Here is a 23,489-nt window from a genome sequence, read left to right as displayed (position 1 = left end):
TCAGCTCTCGTCGGCCCAGCGGCCGCGGCGCCACCCGTCGAGGTCGTAGTCGTCCATGGCCTGCTGGACGAGGTCGCCGTAGCTGTCGAGCAGCCCGGCACCGCGGGACCAGTTCAGGGTGTCCAGGCGCACCTGGTCCGGGCCGCCGGCGTAGTTGAGCTCGTAGAGCTCGTGGCGGGCGCCGAACTCGGTGCCCAGCGCGTCCCAGGCCAGCTTGAAGAGCTTGGCGCGCTCCTCGGCCGTGGCGCCGGAACCGCGGTAGTAGCGGTCCAGCAGCGGACGCAGCTCCGGGTTCTGGAGGTCCTTGTTGCTGGAGGGGGTCATCAGCAGGGCGCCCGCCAGGTGCTCCTCGAAGAAGCGGTGGGTGCGCTCCCAGCTGATGGGCGCCAGCGCCCGGTAGCCGGCCGAGTAGTCCATGCGCGGCAGGACGGTGCCGGCCGGGCCCGACTCGGGGTCCATCGCCATGGCGGTGGTGGTGGCCCAGGTCATGTGGCGCCAGGCCAGCAGCTCGCCGAGGCCGGCCTGGACGCCGCGGAACTGGTCCGTGCCGTTCAGGCGCGTGCCGCGGTCGAGGATGCCCGCCATGAACTCCAGCTTGACGGCCATGCGGATGGCGCCCTGGAAGAAGCCGCGGCTGAGCAGGCCCGAGCGCGGGAAGTACTGGTGGATCTTCTCGGTGTCCCGGTAGATCAGGACGTTCTCCCACGGGATGAACGCCTTGTCGAAGACCAGGACCGCGTCGTTCTCGTCGAACCGGCTGGAGAGCGGGTTGTCGAACGGGCTGGTGGCCTTGCGCTCGTAGGAGGGGCGGCAGACGACCTTCATGCCCGGGGTGTTCAGCGGGGCGAGGAAGGCCAGCGCCATGTCGTCGGCCTTGCCGGCCTCCAGGTTGGCCAGGTGGATCTGGCCGACGAAGGCGACGTTGGTCAGGGCCGAGGCGGTCGCCATGAGCTTGGCGCCCTCGACGACGATGCCGTCACCGCGCTCCTCGACCACCTTGAGGTAGACGTCGCGGATGGCGTGGGCCGGCTTGTTGCGGTCGACCGGCGGGTTGACGATCGCGTGGCTGATGGACAGGCCCTGGCGCGCGTACTTCTCGTACCAGGCGCGGGCGTTGTCGCCGAACGGCTCGTAGAAGTCGTGGGTGACCGCGAGGCCGGCCATGAACGACGCCTTGTAGTCGGGCGTGCGGTTCATGAAGCCGTAGCTCAGCCGCGCCCAGTGCTCGATGGCGTCGCGGGCCTTGAGGAGCTCCTCGGGCGAGTGCGCGGGCGTGAAGAAGCGGTGGACGCGGGCACCCGTGTACCGGTCGACCGTCGTCATCAGGTCCTTGGTGTCCGGGTGGTGGAGCGCGTCGTAGAGGTGCGCGGTCGACTTCGCGGCGTTGGCGAAGGCCGGGTGCGTGGTCACGTCCTTGACGAGTTCGCCGTCCAGGTAGACCTGGCGGCCGTCGCGCAGGCTCTCCAGGTACGTGTCACCCGTCATAAGGTCGTTCGGGGCCTCCGCGGCCGACTGATCCGTTATCGGGACCTGACCCATTTGATGATCCTCTCCGGGGGTTAAAGCAGGCGAACCGGTTAGGGCGCACAGTTCGATGAATCCGAGACTATGCGGGGCCTTGGCTACGGCTTTGCTGGTGCGCGCACGGAGAATTGCGCATCCACGCCAACCGCCGCTGTCATCAGGGCAGTTGGCCGTCGCAGGAACACACTTCCGGGAAGTCGATTTACTGGTGGATTGATGAATTCCGGGGGCCTTGAAAAACATCGGCCCGACGGTGGGCACGACCACGTCGCGATTCACCGTCGGGCGGTTTTTTTGAATTCTCTTCAGGCGGCCGGCCGGGCCGGGCGGGCGGCCGCCGCCTCCCGGCAGGCCGCCTCGGCGATCAGGATGATCTGCTCGGCGTGGGGCAGCAGCCGCGCCCCCGCCTCGGTGAGCGCGATCCGGCCACCGGTGCGATGGAACAGCGGGGCGCCGATGAACTCTTCGAGGTTCTTGATGTGGGCGGTGACGCTGGGCTGCGAGTAGTGGAGGTTCCGCGCGGCGCGGGTGAAGCTCATCTCCGCGGCCACCTCGCGAAACGTGCGCAGCTGCTGGAACTGCACGGCGAAGGCTCCCTTCTGCGGGGCCAGGTCGGCCCCGGAGATAGAAACATACCACGGTGCACGTATAAATGTCGCGCCGACGGGGCCGAAAACCGCTTGTGGCCGTGACCCCGAGGGGGCACGGCCACACGCTGGTGCGAAGGGTCGGACGTCAGTCGGACATCTCCATCGGGGACAGCAGGTCACGGGCGATCTGCGGGAGCAGACGGTCGATCAGCAGGCCGGTGCGCGGGTGCCCGTCGGCGGTGCGCGGGATGGCGTCGACCGCCACGGCGTGCGAGAGCACCCACGGCAGCCGGCGCTCGCAGGCGGCCAGCGCCGCGCGCCGGCCGCCGATCTCCTGGTCGGCGGCGAGCGGCACGAAGGCGACCACGAGCGTCTCGCCGACCTCGGGGAGCCGGGTGCGCAGCAGGGCGATGTCCTTGACGCAGGGCAGGCTCAGCAGCTCGAGTTCGAGCGCGAAGAAGGCCGGTTCGAACTCCTCGGCCGGCGTGTCGCCGTCGATCCGGTCGTCGTCGAGGGTGGGCAGGTTCATGCGGACATCTCCTGGTGCATCGACTGCTCGAGCTGCAGGTTCAGGCTGATGATGGGGAGCACCGCGTCGAGCAGGTCCGCGGTGCGGATGCGGCCCGTCGGGCTGTACGGGATGGTGTCCACGGCGATGACGTGGGCGGGCAACGAGGGCACCCGGCGGGCGCACGCGGCGCTGAGCGCCTGGTAGCCGGTGGCCTCGCGGCCGACGGCGACCGCGATGAACGGCACGACCAGGGCGTCCCCGAGCACCCCGCCGCCGACCCGCATGACGGCGGTGTCGCGCAGGCAGGGCAGGTTGAGCAGGTCCGACTCCAGGCGGAACAGCTCGGTGTCCACCGCCGAGTCGCGCACCTCCACGGGCACCGGGGTGGTGCGTCCGGTGAGCCGCGTCCGGCCGGTCTCGTCGATGAGCCCGCGCTCGCCGGTGACCAGGAAGCGCTGCTCCCCCGCGCCCAGGTCGAGGGTGGTGAACTCGGCCTCGCCGTGCAGGTAGCCGTCCATCACCTGGTGGCCGGCGACCGCGATGCGGCCGGCCTCGCCCCGCGGCAGCGGGCGGCCGTCCTCGCCGAGGACGGCGACGGTGGTGCCCAGGGTGGCGTGGCCCGAGCGCGGCGGCGAGACGAGCAGTTCCTCGGGGCCGAGGACGGCGGTCAGGCCGGTCTCGGGGCTGCCGAGCGCGGTGTGCAGGACGGGGCCCAAGCGCTCCCAGGCCTCGTCGACGGCCCAGCGGCCCAGGTGCGCGCCGGGGGCGAGCAGGAAGCGCAGCGGGCCGGCCGCGGCGGGCTGCCCGAGCAGCCCCTGCAGGGTGGTCGGCGTGACCACGCCGGTGGTGACGCGCTCGGCGGCCAGCAGCGCGGTCAGGGCCGGGGCGTCGGCGCCGTCCGCGAGCACGACCGTGGCCCCGATGCCCAGCATGGTGCGGGTCAGCGCGAGGGAGACGTGCTGGGCGGGCGGGGCGGAGGCCAGGTGCACGTCGGTGCGGGCCAGGCCGAACTCGTCGACGAGGTCCACCAGGTGGCGGCCCTCGGACGGGGTCCGGCGCACGGCGACGCGCACCTCGCCGGCGCCGTCGGCGGCGACCGTGAAGGACTCGTACGGCAGCGGGGCCGGCAGCTCGCGCAGCGGCTCGGCGGAGGTCAGGCGGTCGAAGGAGACGTACGGGGCGGTGGCCGGTCCGTCGAGCAGGACGCGCAGGGTGGTCCCGGCGGCCGTCGGCCGGGCCTCCTCCAGGGCCGCCCGGCGGTCGGAGGCGGTGAAGACGGCGAAGGGCTCGAGCTGGTCGAGGACCTGGCCGAGGGCCCGCGGGCCGAGGGCGGGGTCGACGCCGGTGCAGGACACCCCGAGGGTCGCGCAGGCGCTCATGGCGACGGCGAGCTGCCAGGTGTTGCCGGCGAGGAACACCGCGCGGGCCGGTCCCTGGACCGGCAGCTGCTCGGCCAGGCCGGCGACGGCCCGTTCCACGCTGTCCGCGAACTGGCTCCACGTCAGCCGCACCTGTCCGTCGACCAGCGCGTCCCGCGTCGCTCCGTTGGCCGCGTGCCGGCGAATGTCATCGAGCTTGATCATGTGACTTCTCCGTGGTCGGTCATGAGCCGATTCGTTTCTGGGCGCGGGGCCTCCCGCGAAGACAGAACCGATGGAAACAAACGTGCAAGAAGGTATGCAACTGTCATCGGAAGTTCTGATGCCTGGCCGGCAGATGCACGTCGGCCACCTGGCCCGGTGACCGCGTGGGGATCATCGGGCCAGGTGGCCGACGTGGGGTGGGGGGTTGAGGGTGGGGGTCGAGGGTTGAGGGAGGTGGAGGGGGAACGGCTAGGCGATCTGCGCGGCGAGTTCCGCCGCCTCGTCCTCTTCCTGCTGGATCCGCTGGAGTTCGTCCAGGACCCGCTGCCCTCGCGTGCAGCTCATGTCGAGCTGGGCCAGCGGGCCCGGCAGCGCGATGGTCGGCAGGATGTGCTGGAGCATGACCGAGATGCGCTCCTCCAGATCGGACCAGCCGCTGAGCACCTCCGACAGCACCTGGATGCCGGAGAAGGCGCCGACGAGGAGCTGCGCGACCGTCTCCGGATCCACGTGACTGTGCAGCTCACCGGCGTCCTTGGCGCGGGAGAGCGCCATCCGGTTGTGGGCGATCCAGTCCTCGTACGGACGGCGCCGGTCCAGCTCGTGCGCGCCCCGCTCCAGCGAGAGCCGCAGGCTGCCCTGCACCGTGGTGTCGCTGCGGATCTGGTGCGCGAACACCATGCCGCCGTCGACCAGTTCCTGCAGCCGGGTCGTGCGCGGCACCAGCGGGAAGACGAGAACGCCGCCCGTCTGGCTGCCGAGCACCGCCCGGGCCAGATCCTCCTTGCCCGTGAAGTAGTAGTAGAAGGCGCCCTTGGTCAGTCCCACCCGCTGATAGACGTCGGCGATGGTGGCCCCGTTGAACCCCTTTTCGGCAAAGACTGCACCAGCGGCCTCGACGATGAGCCGCCGGGTCCTCGCAGACCGCTCCTGCTGAGTCACGCATGCTCCTGTGCTGGTTTGCTCCGATTCACGGCTGTGAGTCGGTGGGGGCGAGAGCTTGTCCTACACAATAGTCATTGTAAATTATACCAGGCAGCACGTATCTTCCCTCTCGTTCGGACCGTGAAGGTCCGAAAACGTCATGTGCATCCAGAGGGGGGAACCATGTCGTTCGGTACAGCCATGGACGGCACGATCCAGCGTCCGCATGACCAGGGGGCCCGCGATTTAGCACGGCAGAAGGCCGGTGAGCTCGTCCACCGCACGATCAGGTCCGACATCCTGCTTTCGGACTGGACCCAGACGGATGACGACCGCTTCACGCTCACCCTGCAATGGCCCGAATTCCATCCGTTCCACACGCCGCTGCACGGCCGGCACGCGCCGTCACTGATCGCGGAGACCATCCGCCAGGCCGGCCGGCTGATCGCGCACGCCGAGTACAACGTCCCGCTGGATCACCACTTCCTGATGTGGGACCTCAACTACACGATCGAACCCGATCTCGCACATACCGGGCAGGACGACCTCCCGCTCCTGGTGGACGTCACCTGCTCCGCCATCCGCCGCCGTGGCATCCAGCTCACCCGGATGACCTGTCACATGGCCATCACCCGGGGCGGCCGGCTCCTGGCCACCGGCTTCGGCAGCCTCACCTGCACCTCCCCGGCGGCCTACCGGCGGCTGCGCGGCGCACAGTTGGGGACCGTGCCCGCGCCGGAGCTGCTCGACCCGGTGGCGCCGGCCTCCGTGGGGCGGACGGACCCGGCCAACGTGGTCCTGGCGCCCACCGACCACCCGCGCTGCTGGCTGCTGCGGGCGGACCTGAGCAATCCGACGCTGTTCGCCCGGACCGGCGACCATCTGCCGGGCATGGTGCTGCTGGAGGCGACCCACCAGGCCGCCATCGCCGCCACCGCGGCGACCACGGGCGGCGGGTTCTACCCGACCTCGCTGAGCGTGGTCTACGACCGCTACGCGGAGTACGGCGCTCCGGTCATGATCGAGGCACGGCCGGCCGGAGCCGCCGGAGACGGCTCGCATACGCTGCACGTCACCGGCCATCAACAGGACCAGCGGGTGTTCTTCGCGCTCATCAGCGGAATTTCACCGTCCGACTGAGTGCACGCCACAGCATGAGCACAAGCGCACGACCACAGCACGCCGTGCCCGTCCGCGAGGCCGGGTCACGGCTTCCTTGAGGGGGGATATTCCTGTGACTCAGCAGTGCCCGTTCCGCATCGATCCGCTCGGCCGGGACATCCACGGCGAGGTGGAGGAGATCCGTTCCCGGGGCCAGGCCGTCAAGGTCGAGCTGCCGGGCGGAGTGGAAGCATGGTCGGTCACGGGCTTCGACACCGTCAGACGCCTTCTGGTGGACCCACGGGTCTCCAAGGACGCGTACCGGCACTGGCCGGCCTGGATCAACGGCGAGATCTCCCAGGAATGGCCGCTCGCCATCTGGGTCTCGGTCCAGAACATGGTCACGGCCTACGGTGACGACCACAGACGGCTGCGCAAGCCGGTGGCCGGCGAGTTCACCACGCGCCGGGTGGCCACGCTCCGCCCGCGCATCGAGGCCATGACCGCGCAGTTGCTCGACGCCCTGGAAGCCCTGCCGCCCGGCCCGGTCGACCTGCGCGAGGAGTTCGCGCACGTCCTGTCCCACCAGGTGGTGGCCGAGCTCTTCGGGATCCCCGAGGAGTCCCGCCCGGCCCTGCACCGCATCATCAAGGGCTTCTTCGCCACCTCCTCGACCGCCGAGGAGGCCATGGCCAACGCGATGGACCTCTACCGCAGCATGAGCGAGCTCGTCGCGCACAAGCGGGAGAACCCCGGCGACGACCTGACGTCCGGGCTGATCGCCGCCCGCGACGCGGGCACGGCCGACCTGAGCGAGAAGGAGCTCCTCGACAACCTCATCCTCATGTACTCGGCCGGCTACGAGCCCACGGTGAACCTGATCGACAACGCGGTCACCGCCCTGCTCGGCCACCCCGAGCAGCTGGCCATGGTCCGCGACGGCCGGGCCTCCTGGGCGGACGCCGTCGAGGAGACGCTGCGCCTGGAGGCCTCCGGGGCCCACAGCATCCTGCGGTACGCCGTCGAGGACATCGAGATCGACGACGAGGTGACGATCCCGCAGGGCGACGCCATCGTCCTGTCGTTCATGGCCGCCGGCCGCGACCCCGCGCACCACGGGCCGGACGCCGCCCGCTTCGACCTGACCCGCCCGACCCGGGGGGACCACGTCTCCTTCGGATACGGGGCGCACTTCTGCCTGGGCGCGCAGCTGGCCCGGCTGGAGGTCGCCGTCGCGCTGCCCGCGCTCTTCGGGCGGTTCCCCGATCTGACGCTCGCGGTCCCGGTCGCCGAACTGCGGCCGCAGGAGTCGTTCATCTCCAACGGGCACCTCGCGCTGCCGGTCCTGCTGCGCACACCGGTGGGGGCGGTTTCCGGCCACTGAGGTCAAGTCGTCGGTCCGGACGGCACTTCGCCTCTCCTCCGGCCGGTACGGCACACGACACCGCGGATCAAGCCAGATGCGAGGCGCCGCCGTACCGGCCGGTGCTCTGACGTGGCATCTTTCCGGCATGGTGAAGATCGACGGCCTCCTGGCCGGCAAGCGGGCCCTGATCACCGGCGCGAGCAGCGGCATCGGCGCGGCCGCCGCACGGGTCCTGTGCGAGAGCGGGGCCTCGGTGTTCCTGGTGGCCCGCCGCAAGGACGAGCTGGCGGCGCTGGCCGCCGAGCTGACCGCGGAGGGCTTCGTCGCCGACTACGTCGCCGCGGACGTCGCGCGGCCGGAGGAGGCCGCGGCCGCGGTCGCGCGGGCGGTGGAGTCGCTCGGCGGACTGGACGCCGCGTTCAACAACGCGGGCACGTCGACCGTGCCGGCACCGCTTCACCTGACGGACGACGCGGACTTCGAGACCATCATGGACACCAACGTCCGCGGCACCTGGAACTGCATGAAGCACGAGATCGCGGCGATGCTGCCGGCAGGCGGGGCGATCGTGAACAACAGCAGCGTGGCGGGTCTGGTGACCACCCCGGCCGCGGCGCCGTACATCGCCTCCAAGCACGCGGTCATCGGTCTGACGAAGGCGGCCTCCTCGTACGCCGCCCAGGGCATCCGGGTCAACGCGATCGCGCCCGGCACCACGCGCAGCGAGATGATGGCGCAGTGGTTCGAGCTGAACCCGGGCCTGGAGGAGGAGCTGCACGCGATGGCTCCGCTGCCCCGGACGGCCGATCCGGCGGAGATCGCGCGGGCGGCCGCGTGGCTGCTCAGCGATCAGGCCTCGTTCGTCGTGGGCGCCACCCTTCCCGTGGACGGCGGCTGGACGGCCCGCTGATCTTCCTTACGGAACGGCCTGCCCGACGGCCTCCCGCACGATCCGCGCGTACCAGGGCGCGGCCCCGGCGAAGCCCTCGGCTGCCGGGCCCGGTCCGGGGTCGGCGCCGAGGTCGGCCCACAGGGGCGCGCCGTCGAACCAGTGGTCGGTGGTGAACATGTCCAGGGACCGCGGCGGCAGGCCGGCCCGGGTCAGCAGCTCCCGGGCGTCCTCCTCGGTGATCCGGCCGGCCGGCAGCGGCAGGCCGGCGCACTCGGCGACCAGGCCCAGCAGGGTGGCCACGGTGACGGGCTCCGGGTGGACGGCGTGATAGACGGACGCCCTCAGCCGGCCGGCCGGCGCCAGGGCCACGCCCAGCAGCAGGCGGGCGAGGGCGGGCGCGCCGATGAGGGAGAGCCGGGCCGGCCAGCCCGCGACGGAGCCGGGCAGGGCGTGCAGCACCCGGGCCAGGCCCGGCACCACCCAGGTGTCGCCCTCGCCGAGGACCAGATGGGGGCGCAGGACGGTGCCGCCGGCCGCGAGGACGGCGTCCTCGGCCAGGGCCCGGGTGTGCGAGGTGGGTGAGCCGGGGTTGCGGACGAGGTCCTCGGGGCGGCTGTTGACGTACGTACCGCGCCCGTAGACCGAGGCCGTGCTGAGATGGACCACGCGGGAGACCCCGGCGCGGGCGGCCTCCTCCAGCAGGGCGGCGGTGCCGCGGACGTTGACCGCTTCGTTGGCCTCGGCGGTACCGCCGATCTGCGCGGCGCAGTGCACCACGACGTCGACGCCGTCGCAGCTGCCGCGCAGGGAGCCGGGGTCGGTCAGGTCGCCCCGTACGCTCGCGCCGGCCGAGCCTGCGGGCGCGGTGCGCCGGTGGGTCATCAGCCGGACGGCCAGCCCCTGCCGGGCGGCCTCACGGGCGACATGGCTGCCGACGAATCCGGCCGCGCCGGTGATCAGGAGGGTGGACACCGGGTCACGGTACGCCCAACTCCCTTTGCTTCAGGGGCTGTTCTCGCAAGGTGAGACGGGTGGGGCGGATGGGGCGGGTGGGACGGCTGTGCCGTGCGGAGACCGCCGGATTCACATCCCTTCCAGCAGCAGCTTCTTCTGCGGCTTGCCCATGGCGTTGCGCGGCAGCGCGGCGACGAAGCGGACCTCACGCGGCCGCTTGTGCACCGAGAGGTGGGCGGCGACGAAGTCGGTCAGTTCCGGACCGGTGACGCCCTCGGCGACGACGAAGGCGACGATGCGCTGGCCGAGGTCGGGGTCGGGCACGCCCACCACGGCGGCCTCGCCGACCTTGGGGTGGTCCAGGAGGGCGTTCTCGATCTCGCCGGCGCCGATCCGGTAGCCGCCGGACTTGATGAGGTCGATGGAGGCGCGGCCGACGATGCGGTGCACGCCGTCCTCGCCGATCGCCGCGATGTCACCCGTACGGAACCAGCCGTCCTCGGTGTACGCCGCTGCCGTGGCCTCGGGGCGGCCGAGGTAGCCGGCGAACAGGGTGGGCCCGGTCAGCTGGAGTTCACCGATCTCGGCGCCCTCCTCGGCGGCGATCCGGGTCCGGACGCCGGGCAGCGGGGTGCCGACGGTGCCGGGCCGGACCTCGCCGCCGGCGCGGCCGCTGACGGTGATGAGGGTCTCCGTCATGCCGTACCGCTCGACGGGGCGGTGGCCGGTGAGCCGCTCCAGGTCGCGGAAGACGGGGGCGGGCAGCGGGGCGCTGCCGGAGACCAGCAGCCGGGCCGGGGCGAGGGCGGCCGCGGCCCGCGGGTCGGCGGCGATCCGGGACCAGACGGTGGGGACCCCGAAGTAGAGGCTGCCGCCGGCCGCGGCATAGGCCTGGGGCGTGGGGCGGCCGGTGTGCACCAGGCGGCTGCCGGTGCGCAGCGCGCCGAGCACGCCGAGGACCAGACCGTGGACATGGAACAGCGGCAGGCCGTGGACCAGGGTGTCCTCGGCGGTCCACTGCCAGGCGCCGGCGAGCGCGTCGAGGTCGGCGGCGACGGCGGCGCCGGTGAGGACGACGCCCTTGGGGGCGCCGGTGGTGCCCGAGGTGTAGAGGATGAGGGCGGGGTCCTCGGGGGCGGGCACGGGGCCGCTGAAGTCGGCGCGCCGGGCGAAGTCGGCCTCGACGGGGTGCGCCCCGGAGTCGCGCAGGATGTGCTCGCGCTCGGCGGGGCCGGCGTCGGGCGGCAGCGGCACCACGGGGACGCCGGCCAGCAGGCCGCCGACGACGACGGCGACCGTCTCCAGGGTGGCGGTGGCGGTGACGGCCACGGCGGGGCGGCCCGCGATGTCGGCGGCCACCGCGCCGGCGGCGGCGAGCAGCTCCTCGTACGAGGCGGCGCGGCCGGCGATCTCGACGGCGTCCCGCCGGTCCCCGTACGCGCCCTCAAGTGCCGTGAGCACCGCTGCTCCCCTTTCGTGGTCCTGCCACCAGGCTGCCCGACCGGGCCCCGCAGGCGCCACCCCAGCCCGGCGCGCCACGACCCCGGAACGGGCGGACGGCGTCGTTCGGAGCGGCTTTGGCAGGGGGGCCGATCCTGGCCGCGCAGTGAGGTCGCTGCCTCCGTATCCGCGCCGAAAAGGGAGAGGCCCCATGTCCACGCAGACCCCCAACGTGATCCTGCACGGCGGGCCCGCCCACGAACTGAGCCCCGAGCAGCGGGTCCGCTACGTGGCGGACACCAATGACTAAGGTCAAGGTGCTCTGGGGCAACCGGTACGAGCACTTCGAGCCCACGGACGGCACCATCACCGCTGAAGAGCTCGAGCTCATGGTCTACCAGTGGAGCGGGTACACGTACGTCGCCGAGTGACCGCGCGCGTCGTTCCCCGGAGCGGGGTACGGCGCCCCGCGCGGCCGGGCTTGACCTTGCCCCAGGGGCAAGGTTCGACGATGGTCCGCATGACCACCGACGCACTGAACACCGACGCACTGAACACCGACGCAATGAACACCGACGCACTGAACACCGACGCGCCGAGCACCCACGCCCTGAGCACCGTCGAAGCCCATATCCGCGAACAGGCCGCCGCCTTCTGCGCGTCCCACCACGTCCCCGGGTTCGTCGCCGGCGTCCACCACGCCGGCGAGCAGATCGTCGTCGCCCACGGCACCGCGAACGCCGCCACCGGCGCGCCGATGCTCGACCACACCGGATTCCTCTTCGGCTCGGTCACCAAGGTCATGACCACCACGCTGGTCCTCCAGCAGGTCGACCGCGGCTGCCTGGACCTGGACACGCCGGTGGTGACGTACCTGCCCGAACTGGCCCTGACCGTGCCGGGCGCGGCGGACAAGATCCTGGTCCGGCACCTGATCTCGCACACCAGCGGTATCGACGCGGACCTGTTCTTCCCCGATGCCAAGGGCCGCGACGCCCTGAAGACGTACGTCGACGGCCTCGCGGGCAACTGCGGCGTCCTGTTCGAGCCCGGCGAGCAGCTCAGCTACTCCAACGGCGGCATGATCGTGGCGGGCCGCCTGCTGGAGGTGGTGACCGGCCTGTCCTTCCCCGAGCTGCTCGAGCGTGACGTCTACGCGCCGGTCGGCATGACGGACTCCAGCACCTCGGCCGAGGAGGCCATCCTGCGCAGCACGGCGGTCGGCCATTTCCTGGACCCGGAGAGCATGACGGCCAGGCCCACCACCATGTTCACGCTGCCCGAGACCTGGGGGCCGGCCGGCGGCACGCCGATCGGCACCGCGGCCGACCTGCTCGCCTTCGGACGCACCCACCTCGCCGACGGCATCTCCCCGTCCGGAACCCGCGTCCTGTCGGCCGAGTCGACCGCGCTGATGCGGCAGGTCGCGTTCGACATGGGCACCCCGAACACCCCGCCGATCGGCCTGGGATGGGTGCGGTACCCGTTCGGCGACACGACCGTCCTGGCCATGTCGGGCGCCTCGCCGGGCGGCGTGTCCATCCTGTGCGTCCTGCCGGAGCACGACCTGGTCTTCACCGCGTTCGGCAACAACCCGGGCGCGATCATGCTCCAGGACCAGCTGCTGCAATGGCTGCTCGGCGAACACCTCGGCGTCCAGGTCCCCGCGCTGATCACCGAGCCGGCCGAGGACGTCGACCTCACCCCGTACGTGGGAACGTACCGCTCCGACCAGCTCCGCGTCGACGTCAGCGTCGTCGACGGCCAGCTGGAGGAGCGGACGACGTACGAGCCGGCGGACGCCTCGCAGGAACGGATCTTCACGGAGTTCGTCGGCGGGACGACCTCCGCCCCGCCGCAGCGCCTCGTGCCGATCCGGCCCGGCCTGTTCGCACCGGCCGGGTACCCCCTGGAGTCGTTCGACGGGTACCTGCGCATGCTGCTCGTGTCCTACCACGACGTCCGCGACGGCCAGGCGCGCTTCCGCAACGGCGGCGGCCGACTGACCCGCCGGGTCTGAGCAGCCGGGTCTGACCCGCGGGGTCTGAGCAGCCGGGTCCGGCGCCTGCCGCATGACTCCCAAGTGGCAGGATGTCCGGCATGCTGACGATAGGACAGCTCGCGGACTACGCCGGGGTGACCACCAAGGCCGTCCGCCACTACCACGAGCGCGGCCTGCTCGCCGAGCCCGGCCGCGACGCGTCCGGCTACCGGCGCTACGACGCCCGGCACGCCCTCACCCTGGTCAAGATCAGGACGCTGGCCACCGCAGGCGTGCCGCTGGCCCGTGTCAAGGACCTGCTGGACGCCGACCCGGAGACGCTCACCGCGGCCATCACCGAGATCGACCATGACATCCGGGACCGCATCACGCAGCTGCGGCGAGCCCGTACGGAACTCGCCCAGCTGCGCGGCGGCGACCGGCTGTTCGTCTCCCCGGAGGTCGTCGAGTATCTCGACGAGCTGCGCGAACTCGGGATCAGCGAGCGCCAGGTACGCCTGGAACGCGACGGCTGGATCCTGCTGCACCCCACCTCGCCCGAGGACGTCGACCAGTGGTTCGCGCAGAAGCGCGAGCTGATCCGCGACCCCGAGTTCCGCGCCCTCTACCAGGAGACCGACGCCGCCTACGACTGGTCGCCGGACGACCCCCGCCTGCCCGCGCTCGCCGAGCGCACCCTGGCGTGGTTCGCCGGCCACCACGGCCCGTCGGACGCCGAGTCCGTCGACGATCCGCGGATCGCCCGGCTGGCCGCGCTGACCCAGGCCGGGGTCTCGTCCCCGGCCTGGGACCGCCTCGCCCGGCTCATGCGGGGCCAGGAGACGCGCTAGATGATGCCCTGGGCGAGCATCGCGTCGGCGACCCGCTCGAAGCCGGCGATGTTGGCGCCGGTCACGTAGTCGCCCGGCGCGCCGTAGCGCTCCGCCGTGTCGGAGCAGACGGTGTGGATGTCGCGCATGATGCCCGCGAGCTCCTCCTCCACGCGCTCGGCGCTCCACGCGGTGCGCGCGGCGTTCTGGCTCATCTCCAGCGCGCTGACGGCGACACCGCCGGCGTTGGCGGCCTTGCCCGGCCCGAAGGCGACACCGGCCTCCTGGAGCAGGCGTACGGCCTCCGGCGTGGTGGGCATGTTGGCGCCCTCGGAGACCGCCTTGACGCCGCCGGCGATCAGCGCGCGGGCGTCGTCGGCGCCGAGTTCGTTCTGGGTCGCGGACGGGAAGGCGACCTCACCGGCCACCTCCCAGACCCGGCCGCCCGGCACGAAGCGGGCGGAGGAGCCACGCCGGGCCGCGTACTCGCTGACCCGGCCCCGCTCGACCTCCTTGATCTGCTTGAGCAGGTCGAGGTCGATGCCCTTCTCGTCGACGACGTAGCCCTCGGAGTCCGAGCAGGTCAGGGGGTACGCGCCCAGCCGCTGGAGCTTCTCGATCGTGTAGAGGGCGACGTTGCCCGACCCGGAGACCACCGCGGAGCGGCCGTCCAGCTCCAGGCCGTCGCGCCGGAGCATCTCGGCCGCGAACAGCACGCTGCCGTAGCCGGTGGCCTGCGGCCGGATCGCGGACCCGCCCCACCCGGTGCCCTTGCCGGTCAGGACGCCGGCCTCCCAGCGGTTGGTGATCCGCCGGTACTGGCCGAAGAGGTAGCCGATCTCGCGGCCGCCCACGCCGATGTCCCCGGCCGGGACGTCGGTGTGCTCGCCGATGTGCCGGTACAGCTCGGTCATGAACGACTGGCAGAACCGCATGACCTCGGCGTCGGACTTGCCGCGCGGGTCGAAGTCGCTGCCGCCCTTGCCGCCGCCGATGCCGAGCCCGGTGAGGGCGTTCTTGAAGATCTGCTCGAAGCCGAGGAACTTCACCACGCCGATGTCCACGGAGGGGTGGAAGCGCAGGCCGCCCTTGTACGGGCCCAGGGCGCTGTTGAACTCCACCCGGAAGCCCCGGTTGACGTGGACGGTACCGCGGTCGTCCTGCCACGGCACCCGGAAGATGATCTGGCGCTCGGGCTCGGTCAGCCGCTCGACGAGGCCGGGGACGGCGTACTCGGGACGGGCCGCGAAGACGGGGGCCAGGGTCTCCAGCACTTCCCGTACCGCCTGGTGGAACTCCGGCTGCGCCGGGTTGCGGCGCTCGATCTCGGCACGCAGCGAGTCCAGCCTGTCCTTGGGGTCCTTCACGATGTGTCCCTCCTGGTGGTGTCGGGTGTTCGCGCGCGTCACCGCGATGTCGTACAGCGTCCATCCCGACGGTCGGGCGGGACTGGGGCGGCGCCCGAGGAGCCGGGTGGTGAGGTCGCCCTCGCCGTGGCGGGCGACGGCGGCCTCGAGTTGATCAGTCATCAGTGTGTCGTAGACGGGGCGATCGGTGCTGCGGAAGACGCCGATGGGGGTGCGGTGGAGGGTGTCGGGGTCGGTGAGGCGGGAGAGGGCGAAGGCGGTGGTGGGGGAGGTGGCGCGGGCGTCGTGCGCTTGTACGGCCAGAACACCTCCGTGCCGTCCGCGAGGGTGTGGTCGGGTCCGTCGGCGAAGCGCACCCGCAGGTCGGGCAGCTCCTCGGGATCGGGGATCCGCCAGGGCTCGGAACCGTTGGCGAGGTAGCCGTCGGAGAGCAGGAACACCGGCGTCCGGTACGACAGCGCGATCCGCGCCGCCTCCAGCGCCGCCTCGAAGCAGTCCGCCGGGGTCCGCGGGGCCACCACCGGCACCGGCGCCTCACCGTTGCGCCCGTACATCGCCTGGAGCAGGTCGGCCTGCTCGGTCTTGGCCGGCAGTCCCGTCATACAGGAGCGAGCTGATGCACCCCTGTTACGCGGCCGAGCGCGGCCTGGTGGACGACGTCATCGACCCCGCCGAGACCCGCGGCCGGCTGATCGGCGCCCTGGAGATGCTGCGCGGCAAGCACGTCCCGCGGCCGGCCCGCAAGCACGGGAACCTTCCGCTGTGAGCGCCGTCGACGCGGAACTGCAGCAGGCGGCGTTCCGGGTGGTCGGCGGTTCGCCGACCCCGGGAGGAGGTCGCGGCCATCGCGGCGCTCCTGACCGCCCGGCTGGGCGCGGCCCCGGAGCCGGAGGCGCAGGCCCGCCCGGCGCGCACCGTCTGGCGGCGCGGGCGGCAGGACTTCCGGCCGCCGGGCGCCTGGGCCTCGTAGCGCGGCCCCCGGCCGACGGCGGGGCCCACCGATCGGGGCACCCCCACCGACGGGGCCCCCACCGATGGAGGGGCCTCCGCCGACGGGGGACCTTACGCCGTCGGGGATCAGCGGCGGCGCCAGGTGCCGGCCTGCCGGAATGCCGTGCTCCGGTCCCAGCCGGTGGGCCCGGTGCGCAGCCACTGCCGTACGGGCGCCGCCGAGCCGGCCACCGCCAGGGCCAGGACGACGGCCAGGGCCGCGGTCTCCAGCGCGTCGGGCCGTCCCCGTACGACGCGCCAGGTGCCGTCGCCGCTCATACGGGCGGGTTGCCGTGCTTGCGCGAGGGCAGGTCGGCGTACTTGGCGCGGAGCATCCCGAGGGCGCCGGTGAGCACCGAGCGGGTCTCCGACGGGGCGATGACGTCGTCGACGAGGCCGCGCTCGGCGGCGTAGTAGGGGTGCATGAGCTCGGTCGTGTACTCCTTGATCTTCTGCGAGCGCATCGCGTCGGGATCGTCGGCGGCCGCGATCTCGCGGCGGAAGATGACGTTCGCGGCGCCTTCCGCGCCCATCACCGCGATCTCGTTGGTGGGCCAGGCCAGGGCCAGGTCGGCGCCGATGGAGCGGGAGTCCATCACGATGTACGCGCCGCCGTACGCCTTGCGCAGCACCAGCGAGATCCGCGGCACCGTCGCGTTGCAGTAGGCGTACAACAGCTTGGCGCCGTGCCGGATGATGCCGCCGTGCTCCTGGTCCACGCCGGGCAGGAAGCCGGGCACGTCGACCAGGGTGACCAGCGGGATGGAGAAGGCGTCGCAGAACTGCACGAACCGCGCCGCCTTCTCGGAGGCGTGGATGTCCAGGACCCCGGCGAGGGCGGCGGGCTGGTTCGCGACGAAGCCGGTGACGTGGCCGTCCATCCGGGCGAGCGCGCACACCACGTTCTGCGCCCAGGCCGGCTGCACCTCGAAGTACTCGCCGTGGTCGACGACCTCCTCGATCACGCGCCGGATGTCGTACGACTGCTGCGGGTTGACCGGGACGATGTCCAGCAGGGCGTCGGTCGGCCGGTCGGCGGGATCGTCGCACTCCTCGCGCGGCGCGGTCTCGCGGTTGTTGGCGGGCAGCAGCGAGAGCAGGTGGCGGACGTCCTCCAGGCAGCTCTCCTCGTCGTCGTACGCGAAGGCGGCCACCCCGGAGGTCGCGGCGTGCACGTCGGCGCCGCCGAGCCCGTTCTGGGTGATCTCCTCGCCCGTCACCGCCCGCACCACGTCCGGACCGGTGATGAACATCTGCGAGGTCTCCCGCACCATGAACACGAAGTCCGTCAGCGCCGGGGAGTACGCCGCCCCGCCCGCGCACGGACCCAGCATCACCGAGATCTGCGGGATGACCCCCGAGGCGCGGGTGTTGCGCTGGAAGATGCCGCCGTACCCGGCGAGCGCCGAGACGCCCTCCTGGATCCGGGCGCCCGCACCGTCGTTGAGCGAGACCAGCGGGGCGCCGGCGGCCTCCGCGAGGTCCATCACCTTGTGGATCTTCTCGGCGTGCGCCTCGCCGAGGGCCCCGCCGAAGATGCGGAAGTCGTGCGCGTAGACGAAGACCGTGCGGCCCTCCACGGTCCCCCAGCCGGTGATCACACCGTCGGTGTAGGGCCGCTTGTCCTCCAGGCCGAATCCGCTCGCGCGGTGCCGCCGCAGGGCCTCGATCTCGTGGAACGAGCCCGCGTCGAGCAGCAGCTCGATCCGCTCCCGGGCGGTCAGCTTGCCCTTGGCGTGCTGGCGCTCGGTGGCCCGCTCGTCCGGCCCGGCAACGGCCAGGGCCTTGATGTCGGCCAGTTCCGCGGCACGGTCCTGGAGCGGTACGGGCGGTGCGTCGGCGATGGTCATATGGATCCTCCAGGTCTGAAGGCCGGATTCAGCCACCGTCGCGCGGAGCCCTCAAGACTCCTTGGAAGCCCACTCGAATCCGCCGCGACCGGTGGCCCTTCCGCCCGTATGATCGCGGTGACTTGACGATTCGATGACCCGTTCATGACCTGACCACGAGCAGGGGGAATCCGACGTGGAAACGGCACGGCTCGCGTCGCTCATCGCCGCGACGATCACGATGGGCCTCGTCAGCGGCCTCTTCTACGGCTTCTCCGTCTCGGTGATGCCGGGCCTCAAGCGCACGGACGACCGTACCGTCATCGAGGTCATGCAGAAGATCAACGTGGCGATCCTCAACGGCTGGTTCGTCCTCGGCTACATCGGCGCCTTCCTCTTCACGGCGCTGGCGGTCGGCCTGCACGTCCCCGAGGACGGCCGGGACGTCCTGCCGCCGCTGATCGCGGCCCTGGTGCTGTACGTCATCGCGATGGGCGTGACCAACAAGGTCAACATCCCGCTGAACAACGTCCTGGAGAAGGCCGGCCCGGTCGCCCGGATCGCCGACCCCGCCGCGGTCCGGCGGGCCTTCGAGGGCCCCTGGGCCCGCGCCAACGTCTGGCGCACCCTGCTGTGCACGGCGTCGCTGGGCTGCCTGGCGTGGGCGCTGTTCCTGTACGGCGACCTGACGTAGGCCGCTGGATCAGGTGAGTTCTGCGGGCCGGCGCCCGCGCCGCCGCCTCGTGATGGCCATGGAGCCCGCCAGCCCCAGGAAGATCAGGGCGCTCGCGCCCGACGTCACGGCCAGCACGGCTGCCCCGCCGCCGTTGACATCGTTCTCGCTGGCCACCACCTGGGGATCGGCCGCCTCGTACCGGACGGTGAGGCGTTCGCCCGCGACGCTCTTGCCGCCGCCGCTGCCGAGGGGCAGGTACGACACCACCGTCCGCCCGTCGGCCTCGAACTCGACCTGGCACCGACCGCCCAGGATGCAGGAGCCGCCCGAGACCAATGTCGCCTCGGCCCGCTTGCCGTCCTGCAGGGAGCGCAGATGCCGGGCCGCCGGGTACATCACCAGCACCGACAGGGCGCCCAGGAGCAGCGCGATCACCAACGCCGTCAGGAGTGCCCCGCGGGACGTCGGGAGCCCCGCCGTCGTGCTCTGCGGGTGCGTCCCGGAGGCGCCTTCCTTCGATTCCCCGCCCATGTTCGCAAGCACCTGCCCAGCGGCTCCTTCGGGTTGTTTCCGACACCGCGAGGCTACGTTGCCCGCACGGGTGCGACAACATGATCATTTCAGACGGCGAAGGGCCCGCAGGCCAGGCCTGCGGGCCCTTCGGGGTCGGTGCGACGCGGCTCAGCGCCGGGCGGTGGCCCGGCCGTAGAGGACGAGGGCACGGGAGAGCGCCGTCAGGGCCACCGTGCACAGGAGCGTACGGATGATGTTGGTGGAGACCCACGTGCTCTTGAACGTGTCGACGACGGAGAAGTCCGTGGCCTTCGCGGCGTCGCCGAGGTCCTTCAGCTCGTTGTTCAGCGGGATGTTCACGGAGAAGGTGATCATGAGCATGATGAAGTAGGCGACGGCCGCGGCGCCGACCCACAGGGCCACGGCCTTGCGGCCCCTGCGGAACTCGATGACCGCCGAGGCCACGGCCGTCAGCAGGGCCAGCACGAAGGCCATGCCGAACAGGCCGTTGCCGTCGATCTCCGCGTTGAAGTTCTGCATCGCGGTGACGTACGTGCGCTGGTCGGTGTCGGCCAGGCCCGGCATCACCGAGACGTCGTAGGCGAAGAACAGGCCCGCCATCAGGCCCACCAGCACGGTCGAGACGACGAGCAGGGCGGTGCCCAGCTTGGTGCTCCCGGGGGCCGGCGCGGACTGCGCCGGGGGCTGGTGGGCGCCAGGAGGAGCCGCGGAATAGGGGTTGTGGCTACCGGCCGGATTGGGGTTCATGGGGTGCGTCCTCATCTGGGGTCGTCGGAGTACTGATTGCCCTCGGCACGGACATCCGATCGTGGCACTCCCCCGGGAATTCCTGCCATGGCCGTCCACCCGCCCTTGAGCGGGCGTCGAGAGCGGGTGGTCGTTTCCGGCCGGTCGGCCACGCGTCAGTAGCGGTAGTGGTCCGGCTTGTAGGGGCCGTCGACGTTCACGCCGATGTATTCGGCCTGCTCAGGACGGAGCGTCGTGAGCTTGACGCCCAGCGCGTCGAGGTGGAGACGGGCAACCTTTTCGTCAAGGTGCTTGGGGAGCACGTAGACGCCGATGGGGTACTCGTCGGTCTTGGTGAAGAGCTCGATCTGGGCCAGGGTCTGGTCCGCGAAGGAGTTCGACATCACGAAGGACGGGTGGCCGGTGGCGTTGCCGAGGTTGAGGAGACGGCCCTCGGACAGCACGATCAGGACCTTGCCGTCGGGGAAGGTCCAGGTGTGGACCTGCGGCTTGACCTCGTCCTTGACGATGCCGTCGATCTTCGCGAGACCGGCCATGTCGATCTCGTTGTCGAAGTGGCCGATGTTGCCCACGATGGCCTGGTGCTTCATCCTGGCCATGTCCGAGGCCATGATGATGTCCTTGTTGCCGGTGGTCGTGATGAAGATGTCGGCGGTCTCGACGACGTCCTCGAGGGTGGCGACCTGGTAGCCGTCCATCGCGGCCTGGAGGGCGCAGATGGGGTCGATCTCGGTGATGATCACACGGGCGCCCTGGCCGCGCAGGGACTCGGCGGAGCCCTTGCCGACGTCGCCGTAGCCGAACACGACGGCGGTCTTGCCGCCGATGAGGACGTCGGTGGCGCGGTTGATGCCGTCGATCAGGGAGTGGCGGCAGCCGTACTTGTTGTCGAACTTCGACTTGGTCACCGCGTCGTTCACGTTGATCGCCGGGAACAGCAGGGCGCCGTCGCGGTGCATCTCGTACAGGCGGTGGACACCGGTGGTGGTCTCCTCGGTGACACCGCGGATCCCGGCGGCGAGCTCGACCCAGTCCAGGCTGCTGTCCCGCAGCAGGGCCAGGACCAGGGCCATCTCCTCGTTGTCGGCGGTCGAGGGGTCCGGCACGGAACCGGCCTTGGCGTACTCGACGCCCTTGTGGACCAGGAGGGTGGCGTCACCGCCGTCGTCCAGGATCATGTTCGGGCCGTCGCCGTCGGGCCAGGTCAGCGCCTGCTCCGTGCACCACCAGTACTCCTCCAGCGTCTCGCCCTTCCAGGCGAACACGGGGATCCCGGCCGCGGCGATGGCCGCCGCCGCGTGGTCCTGCGTGGAGTAGATGTTGCACGACACCCACCGCACCTGCGCGCCGAGCGCGACCAGGGTCTCGATCAGGACCGCCGTCTGCACCGTCATGTGCAGCGAACCGGTGATCCGCGCCCCGGCCAGCGGCTGGGAGGCGGCGTACTCCTTGCGGATCGACATCAGGCCCGGCATCTCGTGCTCGGCCAGGGTGATCTCCTTGCGGCCGAACTCGGCGAGGGAAAGGTCAGCGACCTTGAAGTCCATTGCGGCTACTCCGTGATGGTGGTGGTGACGGTGGGCTGGGTCTCTTGCGGACGCACGTCCAGGTTCTGATGGATCTCTAGAGTCGCGGTGGACTTGTTCAGGGTGATGTAGTGCAGCCCCGGCGCTCCCTCGGCCAGCAGCCGCTCGGACATCCGGGTCGCGTACTCGACGCCGATGCGGTGGCCGTCCGCCGGGCTGTCCTGCGCCGCCTCCAGCCGGGCGGCGAGCTCCGCCGGGAAGCGGGCGTCGCTGAGCTCGGCGAACCGCTGGATCTGCCGGAAGTCGGTCGCCGGCATGATCTCCGGGATGATCGGTGTGAGGCAGCCGACCGAGGCGAGCCGGTCGCGCAGCCGCAGGTAGTCCTCGACGTGGAAGAACATCTGGGTGATGGCGTAGTCGGCGCCCGCCCGGCACTTGGCGGCGAAGTGCTTGATGTCCTCGGTCCAGTTGGGCGAGCGCGGGTGCCGCTCGGGGAACGCCGCCACGCCGACGGTGAAGTCACCGAGCTGCCGGATCAGGCTGACCAGCTCGTGCGCGTGGGTGAAGCCCGCGGGATCGGGCGTCCACTCCCCCTTGGGGTCGCCGGGCGGGTCACCGCGCAGGGCCAGGACGTCGCGGATGCCCGCGTCGGCGTACTGGCCGATGATGTGGCGCAGCTCGGCGACCGTGTGCCCGACGGCCGTCAGGTGCGCGACGGGCCGCAGGGTGGTCTCGGCGGCTATCCGCTTGGTGACCTCGACGGTGCGGTCGCGGGAGGAGCCGCCGGCGCCGTACGTGACGGACACGAACGACGGCGCGAAGGCCTCGATCCGGCGGATGGCGTTCCACAGGATGCGCTCTCCGTTCGCGGTCTTCGGGGGGAAGAACTCGAAGGAGAAGCTCGTACGGCCCTGGGCCAGCAGCTCGCGCACGCTGGGCGTGCGGGGAGTGGACGTACGAGGGCGTTCGGCGGTGGCGGCTGCGGCGGCCAGGGCTGTCGGCACGGTCGGACTCCTTTCGGCGTGGCGGGTCAGCGGGCGTTGAAGTAGTTCGCCTCGGGGTGGTGGACGACGATGGCGTCGGTGGACTGCTCGGGGTGGAGCTGGAACTCCTCCGAGAGCAGGACGCCGATCCGCTCCGGCTGGAGCAGGTCCGCGATCTTGGCGCGGTCCTCCAGGTCGGGGCATGCGGGGTAGCCCAGGGAGTAGCGGCAGCCCTGGTACTCGGTGCGGAACATGCCCTCCATGGCGGCCGGGTCGGAGCCGGAGATGCCCAGTTCGCCGCGGACCCGGGCGTGCCAGTACTCGGCGAGGGCCTCGGCCAGCTGCACCGACAGGCCGTGCAGCTCCATGTACTCGCGATAGGCGTCGGCGGCGAACAGCCGGGCGGTCTCCTCACCGATCCGGTTGCCGACGGTGACGACCTGGAGGCCGACCACGTCCGTCTCCCCCGACTCCTCGGGGCGGAAGAAGTCCGCCAGGCACAGCCGGCGGCCGCGGCGCTGGCGCGGGAAGGTGAACCGGGTCCGCTCACCGCCGTCCTCGTCCAGGAGGATCAGGTCGTCGCCCTTGGAGACGCAGGGGAAGTAGCCGTGGACGACGGCCGCTTCCAGGAGCCCGTCGGTGTGCAGCCGGTCCAGCCAGCCGCGCAGCCGGGGCCGGCCGTCGGTCTCGATGGTCTCGGCGTCCTTGAGGCCCCACTGGCCCTTGAACAGGGCGGTCTCGTCGAGCCAGGAGGCGTAGTCCTTCAGCGGGATGCCCTTGATGACACGGGTCCCCCAGAACGGCGGGGCCGGCACCGGGTTGTCGACGGCGACGTCGGAGCGGCCGCCCTCCTCCGGTTCCGTGACCAGCAGCGGAGTGTCCCGCTTGGCGACGCGGCGCTGCTTCAGCGGGGGCAGCTCGGCGCCGGGCACGCCGCGCTTGATGCCCATGAGGGCGTCCATGAGGCGCAGGCCCTCGAAGGCGTCGCGGGCGTAGCGGACCTCGCCCTCGTAGATCTCGTGGAGGTCCTGTTCGACGTACGCCCTGGTCAGGGCGGCGCCGCCGAGGATGACCGGGTAGTCGGCGGCCATCTTGCGCTGGTTGAGCTCCTCGAGGTTCTCCTTCATGATCACGGTCGACT

Annotated in this window: 22 protein-coding genes and 2 pseudogenes; 8 read left to right on the top strand and 16 right to left on the bottom strand. The window is 71.5% G+C overall.

What is annotated here, in order from left to right; genetic code table 11:
• The 5 genes from ACIPXB_RS35580 to ACIPXB_RS35560 form a co-directional block, all read right to left on the bottom strand.
• A complete protein-coding gene (locus ACIPXB_RS35580; protein WP_401456872.1) occupies window positions 1-1,485 on the bottom strand; it encodes a 4-hydroxyphenylacetate 3-hydroxylase family protein in 1,485 nt (494 codons plus the stop codon).
• A gap of 344 nt (window positions 1,486-1,829) precedes the next feature.
• Window positions 1,830-2,108 carry a LysR family transcriptional regulator gene (locus ACIPXB_RS35575; RefSeq protein WP_401456871.1) on the bottom strand — a complete coding sequence of 93 codons (279 nt, stop codon included), beginning with the start codon at window positions 2,106-2,108 and terminating at the stop codon, window positions 1,830-1,832.
• A 151-nt stretch (window positions 2,109-2,259) separates the two neighbouring features.
• Complete coding sequence (locus ACIPXB_RS35570) at window positions 2,260-2,643, bottom strand: hypothetical protein (protein ID WP_401456868.1); 384 nt, start codon at window positions 2,641-2,643, stop codon at window positions 2,260-2,262.
• The gene (locus ACIPXB_RS35565) at window positions 2,640-4,208 is read right to left on the bottom strand and encodes an AMP-binding protein (protein ID WP_401456867.1); all 1,569 of its coding nucleotides are present in this window, start codon (window positions 4,206-4,208) and stop codon (window positions 2,640-2,642) included. The genes ACIPXB_RS35570 and ACIPXB_RS35565 overlap by 4 nt, the downstream gene beginning before the upstream one ends.
• A gap of 249 nt (window positions 4,209-4,457) precedes the next feature.
• Window positions 4,458-5,150: a ScbR family autoregulator-binding transcription factor gene (locus ACIPXB_RS35560; protein WP_401456864.1), complete on the bottom strand. Its 693-nt coding sequence runs from the start codon at window positions 5,148-5,150 to the stop codon at window positions 4,458-4,460.
• A gap of 165 nt (window positions 5,151-5,315) precedes the next feature.
• Here ACIPXB_RS35560 and ACIPXB_RS35555 point away from each other — a divergent pair, with 165 nt between their 5' ends.
• From ACIPXB_RS35555 to ACIPXB_RS35545, 3 genes are all read left to right on the top strand, one after another.
• Window positions 5,316-6,272: a ScbA/BarX family gamma-butyrolactone biosynthesis protein gene (locus ACIPXB_RS35555; protein WP_401456862.1), complete on the top strand. Its 957-nt coding sequence runs from the start codon at window positions 5,316-5,318 to the stop codon at window positions 6,270-6,272.
• Between the two features lie 94 nt (window positions 6,273-6,366).
• Entirely contained in the window at window positions 6,367-7,617 is a 1,251-nt protein-coding gene (locus ACIPXB_RS35550; protein WP_401456861.1) for a cytochrome P450, read from the top strand.
• 127 nt (window positions 7,618-7,744) lie between these two features.
• Window positions 7,745-8,509, top strand: a complete 765-nt coding sequence (locus tag ACIPXB_RS35545) for an SDR family NAD(P)-dependent oxidoreductase (RefSeq protein WP_401456858.1) — start codon at window positions 7,745-7,747, stop codon at window positions 8,507-8,509.
• A gap of 6 nt (window positions 8,510-8,515) precedes the next feature.
• On the opposite strand, the gene ACIPXB_RS35540 is transcribed toward ACIPXB_RS35545, so the two are convergent.
• Complete coding sequence (locus ACIPXB_RS35540) at window positions 8,516-9,463, bottom strand: NAD-dependent epimerase/dehydratase family protein (RefSeq protein WP_401456856.1); 948 nt, start codon at window positions 9,461-9,463, stop codon at window positions 8,516-8,518.
• Between the two features lie 111 nt (window positions 9,464-9,574).
• A complete protein-coding gene (locus ACIPXB_RS35535) occupies window positions 9,575-10,906 on the bottom strand; it encodes an AMP-binding protein (RefSeq protein ID WP_401456854.1) in 1,332 nt (443 codons plus the stop codon).
• Between the two features lie 281 nt (window positions 10,907-11,187).
• On the opposite strand from ACIPXB_RS35535, the gene ACIPXB_RS35530 reads away from it, so the two are divergent.
• The 3 genes from ACIPXB_RS35530 (at window position 11,188) to ACIPXB_RS35520 (ending at window position 13,717) form a co-directional block, all read left to right on the top strand.
• A complete protein-coding gene (locus ACIPXB_RS35530; protein WP_401456852.1) occupies window positions 11,188-11,316 on the top strand; it encodes a DUF5988 family protein in 129 nt (42 codons plus the stop codon).
• Between the two features lie 89 nt (window positions 11,317-11,405).
• The gene (locus ACIPXB_RS35525) at window positions 11,406-12,905 is read left to right on the top strand and encodes a serine hydrolase domain-containing protein (RefSeq protein WP_401456849.1); all 1,500 of its coding nucleotides are present in this window, start codon (window positions 11,406-11,408) and stop codon (window positions 12,903-12,905) included.
• A gap of 80 nt (window positions 12,906-12,985) precedes the next feature.
• Window positions 12,986-13,717 (top strand): MerR family transcriptional regulator, encoded by a 732-nt coding sequence (locus tag ACIPXB_RS35520; RefSeq protein ID WP_401456847.1) that lies wholly within the window; start codon window positions 12,986-12,988, stop codon window positions 13,715-13,717.
• Here ACIPXB_RS35520 and gdhA read toward each other — a convergent pair.
• Complete coding sequence (gene gdhA / locus ACIPXB_RS35515) at window positions 13,714-15,063, bottom strand: NADP-specific glutamate dehydrogenase (RefSeq protein ID WP_401456930.1); 1,350 nt, start codon at window positions 15,061-15,063, stop codon at window positions 13,714-13,716. The genes ACIPXB_RS35520 and gdhA overlap by 4 nt on opposite strands.
• 248 nt (window positions 15,064-15,311) lie before the next feature.
• Window positions 15,312-15,662, bottom strand: a pseudogene (locus ACIPXB_RS35510) (2-oxoglutarate ferredoxin oxidoreductase subunit alpha); the annotation flags it as partial.
• Between ACIPXB_RS35510 and ACIPXB_RS35505 the strand changes: the two are divergent.
• Window positions 15,656-15,829, top strand: a pseudogene (locus ACIPXB_RS35505) (carboxyl transferase domain-containing protein); the annotation flags it as partial. The pseudogenes ACIPXB_RS35510 and ACIPXB_RS35505 sit on opposite strands and share 7 nt — an antisense overlap.
• 311 nt (window positions 15,830-16,140) lie before the next feature.
• Here the strand turns inward: ACIPXB_RS35505 and ACIPXB_RS35500 are convergent.
• Window positions 16,141-16,332 carry an acyl-CoA carboxylase epsilon subunit gene (locus ACIPXB_RS35500; protein WP_401456845.1) on the bottom strand — a complete coding sequence of 64 codons (192 nt, stop codon included), beginning with the start codon at window positions 16,330-16,332 and terminating at the stop codon, window positions 16,141-16,143.
• Complete coding sequence (locus ACIPXB_RS35495; RefSeq protein WP_401456843.1) at window positions 16,329-17,903, bottom strand: acyl-CoA carboxylase subunit beta; 1,575 nt, start codon at window positions 17,901-17,903, stop codon at window positions 16,329-16,331. The genes ACIPXB_RS35500 and ACIPXB_RS35495 overlap by 4 nt, the downstream gene beginning before the upstream one ends.
• A 175-nt stretch (window positions 17,904-18,078) precedes the next feature.
• Between ACIPXB_RS35495 and ACIPXB_RS35490 the strand changes: the two genes are divergently transcribed.
• On the top strand, window positions 18,079-18,576 hold the full coding sequence (locus tag ACIPXB_RS35490) for a DUF1772 domain-containing protein (protein WP_401456840.1): 498 nt from the start codon (window positions 18,079-18,081) through the stop codon (window positions 18,574-18,576).
• Window positions 18,577-18,585: 9 nt separating this feature from the next.
• Here the strand turns inward: ACIPXB_RS35490 and ACIPXB_RS35485 are convergent, their stop codons facing one another.
• The 5 genes from ACIPXB_RS35485 to ACIPXB_RS35465 all read right to left on the bottom strand — a co-directional run.
• Entirely contained in the window at window positions 18,586-19,101 is a 516-nt protein-coding gene (locus ACIPXB_RS35485; RefSeq protein ID WP_401456838.1) for a DUF3592 domain-containing protein, read from the bottom strand.
• Window positions 19,102-19,239: 138 nt separating this feature from the next.
• Window positions 19,240-19,839 (bottom strand): DUF1772 domain-containing protein, encoded by a 600-nt coding sequence (locus ACIPXB_RS35480; protein WP_401456837.1) that lies wholly within the window; start codon window positions 19,837-19,839, stop codon window positions 19,240-19,242.
• Window positions 19,840-19,994: 155 nt separating this feature from the next.
• Window positions 19,995-21,386, bottom strand: a complete 1,392-nt coding sequence (ahcY, locus tag ACIPXB_RS35475; RefSeq protein WP_401456835.1) for an adenosylhomocysteinase — start codon at window positions 21,384-21,386, stop codon at window positions 19,995-19,997.
• A gap of 5 nt (window positions 21,387-21,391) precedes the next feature.
• Window positions 21,392-22,297, bottom strand: coding sequence for a methylenetetrahydrofolate reductase [NAD(P)H] (gene metF / locus ACIPXB_RS35470; protein ID WP_401456929.1), 906 nt, complete (start codon window positions 22,295-22,297; stop codon window positions 21,392-21,394).
• Window positions 22,298-22,395: 98 nt separating this feature from the next.
• On the bottom strand, window positions 22,396-23,489 hold a 1,094-nt coding region (locus tag ACIPXB_RS35465; RefSeq protein ID WP_401456832.1), incomplete at its 5' end, for a vitamin B12 dependent-methionine synthase activation domain-containing protein.

The sequence above is a fragment of the Streptomyces sp. NPDC090022 genome, assembly GCF_044748145.1.
Classification (GTDB): domain Bacteria; phylum Actinomycetota; class Actinomycetes; order Streptomycetales; family Streptomycetaceae; genus Streptomyces.
The sequence above is the reverse complement of the archived record's forward strand: the minus strand, read 5'-3'. Positions and strand labels throughout refer to the sequence as shown.

Bases quoted from the DNA above. Each gene is read 5' to 3' on its own strand.
- ACIPXB_RS35500 (WP_401456845.1), bottom strand. From the start codon at position 16,332: ATGAGCGGCGACGGCACCTGGCGCGTCGTACGGGGACGGCCCGACGCG.
- ACIPXB_RS35525 (WP_401456849.1), top strand. From the start codon at position 11,406: ATGACCACCGACGCACTGAACACCGACGCACTGAACACCGACGCAATG.
- ACIPXB_RS35570 (WP_401456868.1), bottom strand. From the start codon at position 2,643: ATGAACCTGCCCACCCTCGACGACGACCGGATCGACGGCGACACGCCG.
- ahcY (WP_401456835.1), bottom strand. From the start codon at position 21,386: ATGGACTTCAAGGTCGCTGACCTTTCCCTCGCCGAGTTCGGCCGCAAG.
- ACIPXB_RS35495 (WP_401456843.1), bottom strand. From the start codon at position 17,903: ATGACCATCGCCGACGCACCGCCCGTACCGCTCCAGGACCGTGCCGCG.
- ACIPXB_RS35545 (WP_401456858.1), top strand. From the start codon at position 7,745: ATGGTGAAGATCGACGGCCTCCTGGCCGGCAAGCGGGCCCTGATCACC.
- ACIPXB_RS35580 (WP_401456872.1), bottom strand. From the start codon at position 1,485: ATGACGGGTGACACGTACCTGGAGAGCCTGCGCGACGGCCGCCAGGTC.
- ACIPXB_RS35565 (WP_401456867.1), bottom strand. From the start codon at position 4,208: ATGATCAAGCTCGATGACATTCGCCGGCACGCGGCCAACGGAGCGACG.
- ACIPXB_RS35555 (WP_401456862.1), top strand. From the start codon at position 5,316: ATGTCGTTCGGTACAGCCATGGACGGCACGATCCAGCGTCCGCATGAC.
- ACIPXB_RS35480 (WP_401456837.1), bottom strand. From the start codon at position 19,839: ATGAACCCCAATCCGGCCGGTAGCCACAACCCCTATTCCGCGGCTCCT.
- ACIPXB_RS35520 (WP_401456847.1), top strand. From the start codon at position 12,986: ATGCTGACGATAGGACAGCTCGCGGACTACGCCGGGGTGACCACCAAG.
- ACIPXB_RS35530 (WP_401456852.1), top strand. From the start codon at position 11,188: ATGACTAAGGTCAAGGTGCTCTGGGGCAACCGGTACGAGCACTTCGAG.